General features: G+C 63.2%; 12 protein-coding genes and 3 tRNA genes. 7 read left to right on the forward strand and 8 right to left on the reverse strand.

All coding sequences use genetic code 11. The features are described 5' to 3' along the window. Positions 1–50: 50 nt before the first annotated feature. Positions 51–824 (forward strand): lysophospholipid acyltransferase family protein, encoded by a 774-nt coding sequence (locus PQ467_RS06890; protein ID WP_274175769.1) that lies wholly within the window; start codon positions 51–53, stop codon positions 822–824. Here PQ467_RS06890 and PQ467_RS06895 read toward each other — a convergent pair. After that, a complete protein-coding gene (locus PQ467_RS06895; RefSeq protein ID WP_274175770.1) occupies positions 801–1,610 on the reverse strand; it encodes a GNAT family N-acetyltransferase in 810 nt (269 codons plus the stop codon). The genes PQ467_RS06890 and PQ467_RS06895 overlap by 24 nt on opposite strands. A gap of 150 nt (positions 1,611–1,760) precedes the next feature. Continuing rightward, positions 1,761–4,142 carry an autotransporter outer membrane beta-barrel domain-containing protein gene (locus tag PQ467_RS06900; protein ID WP_274175771.1) on the reverse strand — a complete coding sequence of 794 codons (2,382 nt, stop codon included), beginning with the start codon at positions 4,140–4,142 and terminating at the stop codon, positions 1,761–1,763. Between the two features lie 280 nt (positions 4,143–4,422). Here PQ467_RS06900 and fghA point away from each other — a divergent pair, with 280 nt between their 5' ends. Continuing rightward, positions 4,423–5,262, forward strand: a complete 840-nt coding sequence (fghA, locus tag PQ467_RS06905) for an S-formylglutathione hydrolase (protein WP_274175772.1) — start codon at positions 4,423–4,425, stop codon at positions 5,260–5,262. 263 nt (positions 5,263–5,525) lie between these two features. Here the strand turns inward: fghA and PQ467_RS06910 are convergent. From PQ467_RS06910 to PQ467_RS06920, 3 genes are all read right to left on the reverse strand, one after another. After that, positions 5,526–5,600, reverse strand: a tRNA-Gly gene (locus PQ467_RS06910). Positions 5,601–5,635: 35 nt separating this feature from the next. Continuing rightward, a tRNA-Gly gene (locus tag PQ467_RS06915) sits at positions 5,636–5,710 on the reverse strand. A 38-nt stretch (positions 5,711–5,748) separates the two neighbouring features. Beyond that, positions 5,749–5,823, reverse strand: a tRNA-Gly gene (locus PQ467_RS06920). A gap of 237 nt (positions 5,824–6,060) precedes the next feature. Here PQ467_RS06920 and PQ467_RS06925 point away from each other — a divergent pair. Together PQ467_RS06925 and PQ467_RS06930 are read left to right on the forward strand one after the other, a co-directional pair. After that, the gene (locus PQ467_RS06925; protein WP_274175773.1) at positions 6,061–6,969 is read left to right on the forward strand and encodes a tetratricopeptide repeat protein; all 909 of its coding nucleotides are present in this window, start codon (positions 6,061–6,063) and stop codon (positions 6,967–6,969) included. 4 nt (positions 6,970–6,973) lie between these two features. Next, entirely contained in the window at positions 6,974–7,579 is a 606-nt protein-coding gene (locus tag PQ467_RS06930) for an LON peptidase substrate-binding domain-containing protein (RefSeq protein WP_274175774.1), read from the forward strand. Positions 7,580–7,658: 79 nt separating this feature from the next. Here the strand turns inward: PQ467_RS06930 and PQ467_RS06935 are convergent, their stop codons facing one another. Beyond that, positions 7,659–8,456, reverse strand: coding sequence for a metallophosphoesterase family protein (locus PQ467_RS06935; RefSeq protein WP_274175775.1), 798 nt, complete (start codon positions 8,454–8,456; stop codon positions 7,659–7,661). 112 nt (positions 8,457–8,568) lie between these two features. Further along, positions 8,569–9,348 carry an SIMPL domain-containing protein gene (locus tag PQ467_RS06940; RefSeq protein ID WP_274175776.1) on the reverse strand — a complete coding sequence of 260 codons (780 nt, stop codon included), beginning with the start codon at positions 9,346–9,348 and terminating at the stop codon, positions 8,569–8,571. Between the two features lie 106 nt (positions 9,349–9,454). Between PQ467_RS06940 and PQ467_RS06945 the strand changes: the two genes are divergently transcribed. Next, the gene (locus tag PQ467_RS06945) at positions 9,455–9,883 is read left to right on the forward strand and encodes a VOC family protein (protein ID WP_274175777.1); all 429 of its coding nucleotides are present in this window, start codon (positions 9,455–9,457) and stop codon (positions 9,881–9,883) included. Between the two features lie 20 nt (positions 9,884–9,903). Here PQ467_RS06945 and nhaA read toward each other — a convergent pair whose 3' ends face one another. Beyond that, positions 9,904–11,085 (reverse strand): Na+/H+ antiporter NhaA, encoded by a 1,182-nt coding sequence (nhaA, locus tag PQ467_RS06950; RefSeq protein ID WP_274175778.1) that lies wholly within the window; start codon positions 11,083–11,085, stop codon positions 9,904–9,906. Between the two features lie 104 nt (positions 11,086–11,189). Between nhaA and PQ467_RS06955 the strand changes: the two genes are divergently transcribed. Both PQ467_RS06955 and PQ467_RS06960 read left to right on the forward strand, forming a co-directional pair. Then, positions 11,190–12,641 (forward strand): glycosyl transferase family protein, encoded by a 1,452-nt coding sequence (locus PQ467_RS06955; protein WP_274175779.1) that lies wholly within the window; start codon positions 11,190–11,192, stop codon positions 12,639–12,641. Beyond that, positions 12,641–13,927: a hypothetical protein gene (locus PQ467_RS06960; RefSeq protein ID WP_274175780.1), complete on the forward strand. Its 1,287-nt coding sequence runs from the start codon at positions 12,641–12,643 to the stop codon at positions 13,925–13,927. The genes PQ467_RS06955 and PQ467_RS06960 overlap by 1 nt, the downstream gene beginning before the upstream one ends. Positions 13,928–13,942 lie beyond the last annotated feature (15 nt).

Here is a 13,942-nt window from a genome sequence, read left to right on the forward strand (position 1 = left end):
CACCCTGTCATACAGGAAGGCTTGGGACGCGTTTTGCATCGGGGGATCGGGTGAGTTTCGACAAGTTGGCGCGCTGGCCGCGATATGGACGGATGGCGGTGGGCGTGGCGCTGTTTCTGGTTCTGGCTTTGCCATGGCTGGCGATGCCGAGCGGGTGGCGGGTGCGGCGCGGTCTGGCGGTGGCGGCATGGCGAATCCTGCTGCGCAGTTTCGGCATCAGCGTTCAGGTTCACGGTACCCCGATGCCCGCGTCCGGCACGCTCTATGTCGCCAATCATATCAGTTGGACCGACATTCCGGTGCTGGGTCTGGTCACGCGCGCGGCCTTTGTGGCCAAGGATGACATTCGTGGCTGGCCTGTCATCGGGCCGCTGACGGCGGAATATGGCTGCGTTTTCGTCGAGCGCGAACGCCGCGGCAAAGCGGGGGCGCAGGCGGCCGAACTGGCCAGCCATCTGGAGGCCGAGCGGGGGCTGGTGCTGTTTCCCGAAGGGACGACGGGGCTGGGCGACGGGGTGCTGCCGTTCCGCTCCAGTCTTTTCGCACTGGTGCCCGGCGTGGGCGAGGGGACCGCGCGGGTTCAGCCGATCACCCTGCGTTATGCCCATGGCGATGGCCGCGCGTTTGATGCGCAGGAGCAGCGGCAGATGGCGTGGATCGGCGATGACGAATTGCTGCCCCATGCGCTGCATCTGGCGGGCATGGGGCGCATCCGGGCCGAGGTATGGTTTGAGACTCCCATCGAGGCGGGCGACCGCAAGGCGCTGGCCCGCGCCTGCGAGGCTGCCGTGGTGGCGCGTTTAGGCCGCCGCGCTGAACCGTGATGCATAGCGGTCGGCGATCAGATCGACCGGCATGACCACGAACACATCGACCGTGTTGAACGCATGGTCGATAAAGGCCCCATCGCCAAAGCGCGCGCCCACCCGCATATAGCCCTTTACCAGCGGGGGAAGCTGGAACATCGCGCGGCGCTCGTCATAGGTGCCGCGTTCCAGACGCTCCATCGAAACGCCCTTGCCCGGCAGCACCCGCGGGCATTGATCGGGCGCGGCCAGATGGTGGTGATAGAGGTAGGAGAGGGCGGGGGCGTAAAGATCCGGGTCGGTGCCGGGAAAACTGGCGCAGCCAAACATCAGGCCGATCTGGTTGGCCTTGATGTAATCGGCAATCCCGCGCCACAGCATCGAGATGGTCGCGCTGGTGCGATATTGCGGCAAAACGCAGGAACGGCCCAGTTCGAGCAGTTCCTTGCCGCCATTGTCGCGCGCCATCAGCGCGGAGAGGTCATATTCCCCGCCCGAATAAAAGCCCGAATGCGCCCGCGCCACGGTCTCGCGCAGCAGGCGATAGGTGCCCACCACCGCATCGGCAGGGGCCGCCCCGGCTTCGATCAACGCCTCGTCGATCACCAGCAGATGGTCGCACAGCGCATCGTAAACATCCCGGTCACAGCGCAATGCTGCATTGGCCGGATCGGCATCGGCGCCCATTTCCTCGAAAAATACCCGCCAGCGCAGATGCTGGACCGCGTGGAGATCATCGCCATCGCGGGCAAGACGGACAGTCAGGCGGCGGGTCATCGACTTCTCAAGCATCTGGGCGGTCATGGCGTCTCCTTCCCGCCTGTGTAGGCGACGGAGGTGACATGCTCGTGGCGGTTGCGTGATGCTTGTGTGACATCCCCGTCAGGTCGGGGCGCAAATGAAAAGGGCGACGCCGCAGCGACGCCCTTTCACGAATGCCGCAATGGCGCGGGATCAGAATTCGAGGCGAATGCCCAGATTGATGCCATGCGCCATGTAGCTGCCGCGATAGGTGCCCTGATAACCGATGAACAGCGCGCCCGCATCGTCGAACACAAAGTTGACACCGGCATTGGTATCAACCTGGCTGTTGGACTGGGCCAGGCCGGTCACGGTGAACTGGGTATCGGCCTGACCGTTCATCAGCGCGGTGACGGTGTTGCCAGCACCGGTGATCTTCGAACGATAGGTTGCCGTCAGATAGGGACGCAGCATGCCCTTCGAGCGGGTCAGCGACAGGCCCGCCAGCCATTCGGTGCGATCCGCGCTGATGCCGTTGACGCTCAGGTTCGCCGCACCCGCGCCGGTTTCGGTGAAGCCCTTGATCTTGCCCTTGTTGAAGTCGATGCCGACAAAGGGTTCGGCCGTCCAGCCGTTGGTCTTCAGCTCAAAACCGGCCTTGGCGGTGGCCTTGAACAGATCCTCGCCCGCCGAGCCGCCGGCGGTGCGCGAATAGGCGCCGATGGTGATGAGCTTGGTCGTGGTCATCTTGCCCATGTGATAGCTGGCAACGCCGGTCAGATGCAGCGGGCCGAAATTCTTGCCCACATAGGCCGCCACGGCATAATCACGGTTGGTGCCGTTCAGATTGGCCAGCGCATATTTCAGCTTGTTCCACGACAGATTGACCGCAAGGCCATAGACATGGTTGGGGCCGGAAAAGTCATAACCGGCGGCAATCGCGGTGATCTGGTCGCGCGTGCGATAGCCGCCCACGGTCGAGGCGGTCGACGAGAAGCTGCCCTGACCCATCGGCGTCAGCCACCAGCCGTCCTCGGGGTGGTCGCTGTTCTGATCCTTGAGGCGCATGTCGATGGTGCGATGGAACAGGTTGGCCTGATCGCGCAGCGCCGTAGCGTAGGCCAGATAGCCCTCGGGCGAGATGGTGTCGAGGAACACCTTGGCATCCGGCGCGCTCAGAATGTCAACCGTGCCCAGCAGCGTGGCCGCGTCCGAGCCGGTGCTGGCCGTGGCGGTGGCCAGCAGGCCCGTCGTGCCCGCAACCGTGCCATCCGTATGGCCCAGAGCCTTGGAGATGGCGATCTGGTTGGCGTTGGCGCCATTGGCGGCCATCACCGTGTCATAGGAATTATGGGTGGCTGCAACCCGATAGTCAGACCCGGTCCCCGTGGTGCTCGGCTGGACACCCAAGCTCGTGAAGGTGGTGAACAGCAGGTTGGTACCGTTATTGACTGTAAAGGTGGCGTTGTTCGTGATGGTACCATCGGCATGGACAACATTGAACAGTGTGCCGGTTGGGTAGAAGCCAGCCGTGACGTTCAGGTTCAGCGTGCCGTTCAGCGTGACCGAACCGGTGGTGTAGAGCTGGCTGTAGTTCGTGCCGGCCGCGGTCGTCGCGCTGCCCGCTGGATAGATCGGGATATTCAGCGTGCCGTTGGCACCTTGAACGAAATTGCCATAGACTTTGACCTGAGCAGGAGCCGTGGATGTGCCGATCCAAAGCTGGCTGCTGGTGATCGTGCCGTCGGCATTGGCCGTGGTGTTGTTGTTGTTCAGCGTCGAGGTGCCGCCGCTGGTGTAATAATAGCCCACGGTGCTGCCGTTATACAGGTACATCGTACCCGCGTTGTTCAGCGTGGTCTGGTCGCCGGTTGCGAAAACGCCGGTGAACGTGCCGCCCAGCCCGTTGGTGAAGGAGACCGTGTTGGTGCCCACCGTGGCAGAAACCGGCGACTGGCTGAACGTGCCGGTGAAGATGCCGGTGTTGACGGCCGTGATGCTGCCGCTGGCCGTAACCGCGCCGGTAAAGCCGTAGGTGGTGTTGTAATTGTAGAAATAGGCGCGATTACCGTCGGTGTTGGTGCCATAGACAATGTTGCCGGTCACGGCGGCGGTGGCGGCGGCATTGTTGATAAACGTGCCGTTGACGCCGAAGGTGACGGCGGGCGTGCCCGAATAGGCGGTCAGCACGCCATTGTTGGTCACCGTCGAATTGGCGCCCACGCTGATCGCGCCCGCGCCTGAGGTGCTGCTGGTCGAGGTGATCGTGCCGTTGTTGGTGATCGTGGCATTGTCATTATATTGCACGCCATAGATCGCGCCGGTGTTGGTCACCGTGCCCGCATTGGTCAGCGTGCCCGAGGTGCCGATCACCAGCGGCGCGGTAACGGTCGCGCCGGAGGCGACAGAGACATTCACGCCCGACGCCGTGTTCGTATAGGCCGCCGACGTGCCCGAACAGGTGACGGTGGAGCCGCTGGGAACGCAATCGGCCCATGCCACACCCGGCGTCATCAACGCGGTGGACGCAAGGGCAATAGGCGCAAAACGGCGCGCGCGGGTGGTGCGGCTGAGCAAGTTAATCGACCGGGCCATGTCCGTGTCTGTCCTTCGTCTTTCGAATGTCTACCCCAAACGGGGCGAGTGGCGCTCGCGCAGTGAACGCCGGATGAATAGAGTGTTGCGGGACGTGCAGGGAATAGCGGCCAAAGGCAAGGGGGAATAAGGCGAACCGAGGCGGTTGCCCCCTTGAAGAGCGAAGGATCTCTACAGTATGCCTGATTTTACAAAGTAAGATTCCTGGCACGGCAATCGTTTCGGGCATTTTTTCCGCCTTGGGCCAAGCATGCGCGGGCCGGGCATTGAGAGGCATGACATGACGTTGGAAATGATCAGCAGCAACCGCAGCTTTGGCGGCACGCAGGGCTTCTATGCGCATGATTCGCAAGAGACCGGCACGCGCATGACCTTTTCGGTCTTTGTGCCCGACCATGCGCCGGGGGCGCGTTTGCCGGTGCTGTGGTATCTCTCGGGCCTGACCTGCACCCATGCCAATGTGACCGAAAAGGGTGAGTTCCGCCGGGCCTGCGCCGAGGCGGGGGTGATCTTTGTCGCGCCCGATACTTCGCCGCGCGGTGATGATGTGGCCGATGACGAGGCCTATGATTTCGGCAAGGGCGCCGGTTTCTATGTCGATGCGACCCAGCAGCCGTGGGCGCCGCATTTCCGCATGCGCTCCTATATAGAGGCTGAATTGCCCGCCTTGCTGGCCGAGCATTTTCCGGCGGATATGGCGCGCCAGGGCATCACCGGCCATTCGATGGGCGGGCATGGCGCGCTGACCATCGCGCTGCGCAATGCGGGGCGGTTTCGCTCAGTCTCGGCTTTTGCGCCGATTGTGTCACCGCTGAACTGTCCATGGGGCGAAAAGGCGCTGGGGGGGTATCTGGGCGATGATCGCGGGGCGTGGCGCGAATATGACGCGGTGGCGCTGATCGAGGATGGGGCGCGTTTGCCCGATCTGCTGGTCGATCAGGGCGAGGCCGATGGCTTTCTTGAGGGGCAGCTGAAAACTCCGTTGCTCGTCGAGGCGTGCCGGAAGGCCGGGCAGGCCGCGACGATTCGGATGCAGCCGGGCTATGACCACTCCTATTACTTCATCTCGACCTTCATGGCCCAGCATGTCGCCTGGCATGCCGAAAGATTGAAGGCGTGATCAAGGGAGGGGCGGCGCCCCGCGTCGCCCTTTTTCGCGCGATAAGAGAGTTTTGAGCCGCACCGAAAACCCGGTTGAAGCGTGATGACTCGGGTGGGTCATGATCCGGCCCGCATCGTCGAAGCTGTTGAAAAACTGGAGCGGGCGAAGGGATTCGAACCACTCAGCGAAGCCGCTTTCGGCGCAGCGCATCAAAGGACTCAGAGGGTTCCTCTCGGGCAGGCCTTGAACTGGCCTGCACCATCCTGACTGTCGTGAAAAACTGGAGCGGGCGAAGGGATTCGAACCCTCGACCCCAACCTTGGCAAGGTTGTGCTCTACCCCTGAGCTACGCCCGCTCGGGCGGGTGCGCCGAATGGCAACACCGGAAAACTGGAGCGGGCGAAGGGATTCGAACCCTCGACCCCAACCTTGGCAAGGTTGTGCTCTACCCCTGAGCTACGCCCGCTCGGGCTTGACCATGCGGATGCATGGCCGGGTGAAACTTGGAGCGGGCGAAGGGATTCGAACCCTCGACCCCAACCTTGGCAAGGTTGTGCTCTACCCCTGAGCTACGCCCGCTCTGGCGTTTCGGCAATGGAGCGGGGCGCTCCGTTGCGGGGTGAGGCGGCCCTTTAACGAGGCTCTTTCACCTTGCCAAGCACAATCTTCACATCTTTTCATTTTCATGGGCAAAAGATCGCGGCACACCCGACAGGCTTTGCGCCAAAACGCGCTTTATCCCTTCACAAACGCCGCGAAAGGTCCACATAGGGGGCCAAGGCGCCCGATGGGGCGCACAGACTGATGGAGTACCGCGTGGCAAGTCTTGGCCTGAGCATCGAAGAACAGAAAGCCGTGGATCGCTTCCGCAAGGCGGTGGTCGAGCCTTCGATGAGCCAATTGGTGATTCTCGATTTCTGGGCCGAATGGTGCGGCCCGTGCAAGGCGCTGACCCCGGTGCTGGAAAAGGTCGCGGCCGAATATGCCGACAAGGGCGTCGTGCTGGCCAAGGTCAATGTCGATGAGGAAGGTTTCATCGCCAGCCAGTTTCAGGTCCGCTCGATCCCGACCGTCTATGCAATCTTTCAGGGACAGCCGATTGCCGACCTGACCAATGCGCGCGGCGAATCGCAGTTGAAGGCGATGCTGGACCAGTTGCTCAAGCAATTGCCGATCCAGCCGGCCGGCGACCCCAAGCCCGACCTCGAACCGCTGCTGGCGATGGGCGAGGAAGCGTTGGAAGCAGGCGATGGCGAGCGGGCGGCCAATATCTTTGCCCAGATCGCCGAAATCGCTCCCGACAGCGCGGCGGCTCATGCGGGCCTCATCCGTGCGCTGCTGCTGGGCGGTCAGGTTGAGGAAGCCGAGGGCGTGCTGGCCGCGCTGGATCCGGCGCTGGCGGCCGATCCGGCGGTGGAGCGGGCTAAGGCTGCGCTTGAACTGGCCAAGGATGCGCCCGAGGACGGTGAACTGGCCGCGCTGAAGGCGGCGGCCGATGCCGCGCCCGATGACCATCAGGCCGGGTTTGATTATGCCAGCGCGGCCTTTGCGGCCGGAGACCGCGATGCGGCGGCGGCCACGCTGCTGCGGCTAATCGCGGCGGACCGCACGTGGAACGAGGGTGCCGCCCGCGCCAAGCTGCTCCAGATTTTCGAGGCCATCGGCCTTGAGGATGCCTGGGTTTCGGCCCAGCGGCGCAAGCTGTCCACCATTCTGTTCGGCTGACTCGATGCGCGTTTCGATCTTCCCTCTGACCGGGGCGATGCTCTATCCCGGCCTCAGCCTGCCGCTGCATATTTTCGAGCCGCGCTATCGGGCGATGGTGTCCGACGCGCTGGCGCGGGATCGGCGCATCGGTATGATCCAGCCGCAAAAGGCCGAGGAGGGCGCACCGCTTTATGAGGTCGGCACGCTGGGCCATATTCAGGAGGTCGAGGCGCTGCCTGACGGCAGGTTCAACCTCATTCTGGTGGGCGAGGCGCGTTTTCGCATCCTGCGCGAAATGACAGTGGTGACGCCGTTCCGTCAGGTTGAGGCCGAGTTGCTGCCCGAGCCCGAACATCAGGTCATCAGCGCCGTTGAACGCGCGATGTTCGAGCGTGAGGCGCGCCATTTCGCCGATGCGCAGGGCTATGCGGTCGATTGGGAGCAGGTGACCCGGCTGGATGATCAATCGCTGATCAATGGCGTGGCCCAGATCGCGCCTTTCGATGCGGCTTCGAAACAGGCGCTGCTCGAATGCGGCGATTTGACCGAGCGCTGCGAATTGCTGGTTCAGTTGATGCAGTTTTATGGCCGCCGCGATGGCGATGAGGGCGCGGCCACTTTGCAGTAAGGATATGGAGAAGGTGCCGGGTTATATCCCCGGCGCCTTCCGGCATCGGCTCTGGCGTGGATCGCACGCCAGAACGGGATCAGATTTCAAAACTGACGCTGATCTGCCCTTCATGGACCATCGTGGAAAGCAGCGATTTCTCTTCCCCTTCCAACAGCAGAGCGGTCAGGCGGCCCGATTGATAAGCGCCCGTGTCGATACCGATCCGGTTGCGCCGGATTTCCGGCTTGTCGATGATCGTATGGCCATGCACGATCACGCTGCCATGGGGCTGCTCGCTTGACAGGAACGGTTCGCGGATCCAGCGCAGGTCGGCGGGCGTCTGCTCCTCAAGAGCAACGCCCGGGCGGATGCCCGCATGGACGAAGGCATAATCGCCAATCCGCAGGCTCGCCTCAAAAGTGCCGATGAAATCAATCCATTCCCTGGTCACCACCTGCTGCATCAGGTCATGCAGTTCCTCCCATGAGGCATCGGTGTAGGTTTTTTCGTCAATCCCGAAGCTGATGAGCGTTTCGCGCCCGCCATGCTGGACGAATTGGCGCAGCACCTCGATCCGGTCCAGCGAGTGGATCAGCATTTCCTCATGATTGCCCATCAGGATATGCATTGCCTTGCCCGCCGCGCGGCGCTCCATCTGCCATTGCCGGGCCAGCGCCAGCACGCCCAGACTGGCCGGGCCGCGGTCGATCAAATCGCCCAGCAGGATGATGGTGGTTTGGGCCGGGCCGCGCTTTTCATCTTCGGCCTCGATCGCGCCCATCAGCGCCTCGAACAGGTCGAGACGCCCATGGATGTCGCCAATTGCGAAAACCCGCTCGCCATCGGGAATGCGCGGCGCGCTGGCCGAGGCTGTGCCTGCGAACAACTTGCGCAACGCTCCTAGCATAATCCTGTCTGCCCCATATTGGTGAACCCTATGGCCTTACGGGTGGCGTCGATCATGGTCAAGTTTAAGGGCTGTGGGGCAAATGGACCGGGCGCGGGGGCTATTTCAGCAGATAATTGACGGTTGTGACAACGCGCACGGTCTTGTTCGGTGTTTCGGCATCGCCCCAACCTTCGCTGGCATCGCCTGCGCGGGCCGAGACTTCGAAATAGCCCTGCGTGGCATTGCGGATCCCGCCCAGATCCGAGCCGCTGTCGCGCGCGAATTGTTCGGCCGAGGCGCGGGCGTCCTTGGTTGCCTGCGCCACCATGTCGGGCTTGATGCGGTTGAGGCCGGTGTAAATAAAGGTCAGCTTCGAGCCGCTTTCGAGAAACACGCCCCGCCGCACCAGTTCAAACTGATTGTGCCCTGCGGTTTCGGCGCGCGCCACATCCTTGGTGCGCAAGGTCATCCGCTGGCGCACGACATAGCGCACCTGCTTGTTCTCACTCTCGCGTGAGACATTGACGCCGGTCGTGGTCAGCGCATCGGCGGGAAAGCCCTGTTCGCGAAAGAAGCCGCGAATGGCATTGGCATTGGCGTCCGCCTGCGCCTGCGCGCTGGCCAGATCCGGGGCATTGCCCGCAAAGGAAAGCGACCACACCGCCAGATCGGCGCGCACATCGCGCTCAGCCACGCCGCGCACGGTCACGGCCCGCTCCGACCGTTTGGCGCGGGGCAGCCCGTCGCCCAGCAGAAATCCGCCCAGCGCCAGCCCGCCCGCCGCGATCAGTGCGGTGGCGATCAACCCGGCATTGCCGCGCAGCGGCGCGAAAAAGCCGGAACGCTGCGGCGCATAATCGGAAATTCCTTCTTGCCCATGCTGATCGGTCGCGGCCATGATAGTTCCTGTTCCCATGCCCCGGTGACGGGGCGTTTATATCTTGCATATAGTGACGCTTTGCCGATGAACCGTGCATGACTGGCGATGAGTGGAGTTTTTAGCCGTGACGAAATTTTTGCACACGATGATCCGCGTGACCGACCCGGACGCGACCATCGCGCTTTTCGGCCTGTTGGGCCTGCGCGAAACGCGCCGCTTTTCCAGTGAACAGGGCCGTTTCACGCTGATCTATCTGGCTTGTCCGGGGCAGGATTACGAGGTCGAGCTGACCTATAACTGGCCCGCCGAGGACGGCAGCGCGGAGACTTACACCGGCGGTCGCAATTTCGGCCATCTGGCGTTTCAGGTCGAGGATATTTACGCCACCTGCCAGACGTTGGCCGACGCGGGCGTGACGATCAACCGCCCGCCGCGCGACGGCCATATGGCTTTTGTCAAAACGCCGGACGGAATCAGCATCGAATTGTTGCAGAATGGCCGTCTGGAGCCTGCCGAACCCTGGGCCTCCATGCCCAATACCGGGAGCTGGTAAAACCATCAGGCCGGGGCGTTTCAGGCGCTCCGGCCTGACTTGTTGTGGCCCAGTCGCAGGATCAGCGCCCCGACCGAACCGGAGATCAGCGAACCGGCCAGAATGCCCATGCGGATCGCATTTTCGCGCGCCGGATCGGGCGTGAAGGCCAGCGTGCTGATAAACATGCTCATCGTAAAGCCGATGCCCGCCAATTGCCCCGCGCCCAGCGCCTGAAGCCAGGTGAGCCCCTCGGGCCTGCGCGCAAATCCGGTGATTTCGGCCAGCCACATCGCCCCCATGATGCCCAGCGGCTTGCCCAGTGCCAGCCCCGCGCCGATTGCCAGCGGCAGCGTGAGATCGCCCACCGGGCCGCCCAGACGCACCCCGGCATTGACTAACCCGAACAGCGGCACAATCACCAATCCGCTCCACGGCGCCAGCGCATGTTCGAGGCGGAGGAGGGGGCTGTCATGCCGCTCGTCGAGCGCGATGGGCACGGTCAGCGCCGCCAGCACGCCCGCCACCGTGGCATGCACACCCGAATGCAGCACGCACCACCATAGCGCGACCGCCATCAGCCCATAGGGCCAGACCCGCTTGCACCCGATCCGGTTGAGCGCGACGCCCGCGGCCAGCACCGCCGCCCCCGCGCCCAGCCATGCCGCATCGACATGCGCGGTATAGCCCAGCGCGATCACGATCACCGCGCCTATGTCATCCACCACCGCCACGGTCAGCAGGAACAGGCGCAGCGATCGCGGTACGCAGCGGCCCAGCAATGCGATTACCCCCATGGCAAAGGCAATATCGGTGGCCGAGGGAATCGCCCAGCCGCGTTGGAGCGCAGGCGCATCGCGCACCATCATCAGATAAATCGCCGCCGGCACCGCCATTCCCGCCAGCGCGGCCAGCACCGGCAATCGCCTTTGCCGCGCATCGGCCAGATTGCCGATCAGCACTTCGCGCTTCACCTCCAACCCGACGGTGAAGAAGAACGCCACCATGACGCCATTGCCCATCACATCGCGCAGCGAGGCAAGGTGGGGGAGCCTCGGCGTAAACAGCGGTTGGTCAAGCGTCCGCGTCCATGCGGGAGACAACGGGGAATTACTTATTGCTATCGCTACTATGGTCGCAAAGGCCAATAAAATTCCGGCGAGGATTTCCTGGTTACGGGCAAGGTTTTGGACAAAATCGCGCGATTTAGTGAAAAATAGCATTATCGCGGCCTCTTTCCCGGAATTGGCATTGCCAACATAAGTCTTTCTTACTACGTATATCTACGGTATTTATATATCGCTACGAATAAGGGGGTGGCTCGCTGATGTCCTTTGCCGCGTGGGGTGGCTGGACCTTAATTGAGTGGCTGCTGTTGATCGAGCGGGAATTGCTGCTGTTTGCGCTTTTCTGGTTTCTGATCGGTATGGTGGATGAATTGGCAGTCGATGCCATTTGGTTCTGCATGCGCCTCAAACCAGGTTTTCGTACACCCTATCTTTCGCGAGAGGTATCAAAAGGGCGTCTGGATGGGCGGCTGGCGGTGTTTGTCGCCTGTTGGCAAGAGGCCGATGTCATCGGCGCGACGGTGGCCAATATGCTGCGCTGCTGGAGGGAAAACGAATATATTCTGTATATAGGCTGCTATTGCAACGATCCGGCCACGGTGGCCGCGATTACGGCGATCGGCGGCAGCGACCCGCGCCTGCGCATCGTCATCCATGACAAGATGGGCCCCACCACCAAGGCGGACTGCCTCAACCGAATCTACAAGGCGATGTGCGCCGATGAGTTGCGGTTGGGCTACCGGTTCAAGGGCGTGGTGCTGCATGACAGCGAGGATATGGTTCATCCGCTCGAACTGATGTTGATCGACCGGGCCTTGTCGGATGTGGAATTTGTCCAATTGCCGGTGCGCCCGGAAACTCCCGAGGGCGGCCATTGGGTTGCGGGGCATTATTGCGATGAATTCGCCGAGGCGCATGCCCGCGCCATGCCGGTGCGCGATGCTCTGGGCGCGGGCTTGCCCGCCGCGGGCGTCAGCTGCGGCTTTTCCCGCGACATGCTCGAACAAATTGGCGAAATCCGCATGATGGAATCGACCGACGGCCCCTTTGCCGCCGATTGCCTGACCGAGGATTATGAATTGGGCATGCTGATCCCCCAGCTTGGCGGGCGAGGGTGCTTTTTGCGTTGCCGCGATGCCGATGGCCATCTGATCGGCACGCGTTCCTATTTTCCCAACACGGTGCTGACCTCTGTGCGGCAAAAGACGCGCTGGATGCATGGCATCTGCCTTCAGGGTTGGGACCGGCTGGGGTGGAATGTCCGGCTGGTCGATCTGTGGATGATGATCCGCGACCGGCGCGGGCCGTTGATCGCGCTGGTACTGTTTGCCGCCTATATCCTTTTGCTGGTCGAAGGGGTTTTGGGCGTGATCGGTCTTTGGCTTGGCAAGGAGATGCCGCAATTGGCCCCGCCGCCGGCCTATCTGAATTATGCGATGAAGCTTTGCGTGATCGGGCTGATCTGGCGCTCTTTCATGCGCGGGCTGTTCACAGGGCGCGAATATGGCTGGCGCGAGGGTCTGCTGGCGCCGTTGCGCCTGCCGGTGGCCAATGTGGTAATGATTCTGGCCGCACGGCGGGCGATCTGGGCCTATTGCCGCAGCCTGCGCGGCGCGCGGGTGGTGTGGGACAAAACCGAGCACATGGTGCATCCCTCGCTCGTCGCATCCATCGCCACGCCGCCGCTGCTTGCGCAGGAAAGTCCTGCCTGATGCCCTATTCCGGCACCCCTTCCGACCGCTTCCTTCGCCCGCGCAAGCGGGGCGAGCCGCTGGTGATGTTTGTTGCGGTGCTGGTGATGTGGATGGGCGCGCGCACGGCGACGTGGGAGAAATTGTCGCTCGCGCAGCGCGTGGACGACCTTAAGGCCGAGTTGTCCGGCGCGGCGCCGCTTTCTGCGCGACCGTCACGCATGGTCTTGGGCGTTTCACCGATTGCGGCCCGGATGTCCGATGCCTCCGGGGCGCAAAGCAGGCCGCGCGCATTCCACAGCATGATCCTGCCTGCGTCAGGGTCGGCGGCGCGCCCCTTGAGGGGTGAGGCTTTGCAACCTCTGGCGCTGGCTTTATCCGATCCCCTGTCGGGGGCCACGGGCCGCGAGGCGATGAGCGCGGCCACCCAGCAGGTGCTGTATATGGCGGCCATGGCCAACCTGCCCTTGCCCTCTGCGATACAGGCCGCGCCGCGCCGGATCCGCAGGTTGGTGGCCGGGCGTGACGGGATGGGCAATATCATTGCGGTTCCGGCCCCCTTGCGTGAAGGCGGGCAAACCGGTGTGAAAGCCGCAGAGGGAAAACTGCCGGGCGCTCCTGCGCTGCGAGGCGAAGCGGCACCGCGCTGGTCGGGCGATGCCTGGCTGCTGATGCGACAGGGCGGTAACAGCCAGGCTCTGGCCGGGGCCAGCGCGCCCTATGGGCCGACCTATGGGGCAAACCAGATCGGCGCGGTGTTGCGCTATCACCTGATCCCCGGCGAGGGGCACAAGCTGACCGCCTATGCCCGCGCCTATGGGGCGCTGAACGGAACGGGCGAGCGGGAGGCGGCCGCAGGCCTGTCGATGCGCCCCATTCCGGCCGTGCCGGTGATCGCGATGGCTGAAATCCGCGCCAGCCAGTTCCAGTCAGGCCAGACCCACGCCCGCCCGGCCGTCACTTTGGTCACGGAAATTCCGCCCATGGCGCTGGGCCGCCGGATAGAGGCGGAAACCTATGTTCAGGCCGGCTACGTCGGCGGGGCGGCGGCAACGCCCTTTATCGACGGCCAGATCCGCGTTGAAAAGGTTATCACGCATACGGCGGGGCCTGAACTGCGCATGGGGCTGGGCGCATGGGGCGGCGCGCAGCAGGGGGCGAACCGGATCGACATCGGCCCCACCCTGCGCATCGGGTTGCGGCAGGGTCAGGTGGGCGCGCGCATCGCCATCGACTATCGGCTGCGTGTGCGGGGCAATGCCAGGCCTGGGTCAGGACCGGCGCTCACACTGTCCGCAGGTTTTTGACGCTGCTTACATTAG

The sequence above is a fragment of the Novosphingobium sp. KACC 22771 genome (assembly GCF_028736195.1).
Lineage (GTDB): Bacteria > Pseudomonadota > Alphaproteobacteria > Sphingomonadales > Sphingomonadaceae > Novosphingobium.

What these genes read in the sequence shown, in the direction of transcription:
- PQ467_RS06895 (WP_274175770.1), bottom strand. Translation starts at nt 1,610, where the DNA reads ATGACCGCCCAGATGCTTGAGAAGTCGATGACCCGCCGCCTGACTGTC.
- PQ467_RS06900 (WP_274175771.1), bottom strand. Translation starts at nt 4,142, where the DNA reads ATGGCCCGGTCGATTAACTTGCTCAGCCGCACCACCCGCGCGCGCCGT.
- fghA (WP_274175772.1), top strand. Translation starts at nt 4,423, where the DNA reads ATGACGTTGGAAATGATCAGCAGCAACCGCAGCTTTGGCGGCACGCAG.
- PQ467_RS06930 (WP_274175774.1), top strand. Translation starts at nt 6,974, where the DNA reads ATGCGCGTTTCGATCTTCCCTCTGACCGGGGCGATGCTCTATCCCGGC.
- PQ467_RS06940 (WP_274175776.1), bottom strand. Translation starts at nt 9,348, where the DNA reads ATGGCCGCGACCGATCAGCATGGGCAAGAAGGAATTTCCGATTATGCG.
- nhaA (WP_274175778.1), bottom strand. Translation starts at nt 11,085, where the DNA reads ATGCTATTTTTCACTAAATCGCGCGATTTTGTCCAAAACCTTGCCCGT.
- PQ467_RS06955 (WP_274175779.1), top strand. Translation starts at nt 11,190, where the DNA reads ATGTCCTTTGCCGCGTGGGGTGGCTGGACCTTAATTGAGTGGCTGCTG.
- PQ467_RS06960 (WP_274175780.1), top strand. Translation starts at nt 12,641, where the DNA reads ATGCCCTATTCCGGCACCCCTTCCGACCGCTTCCTTCGCCCGCGCAAG.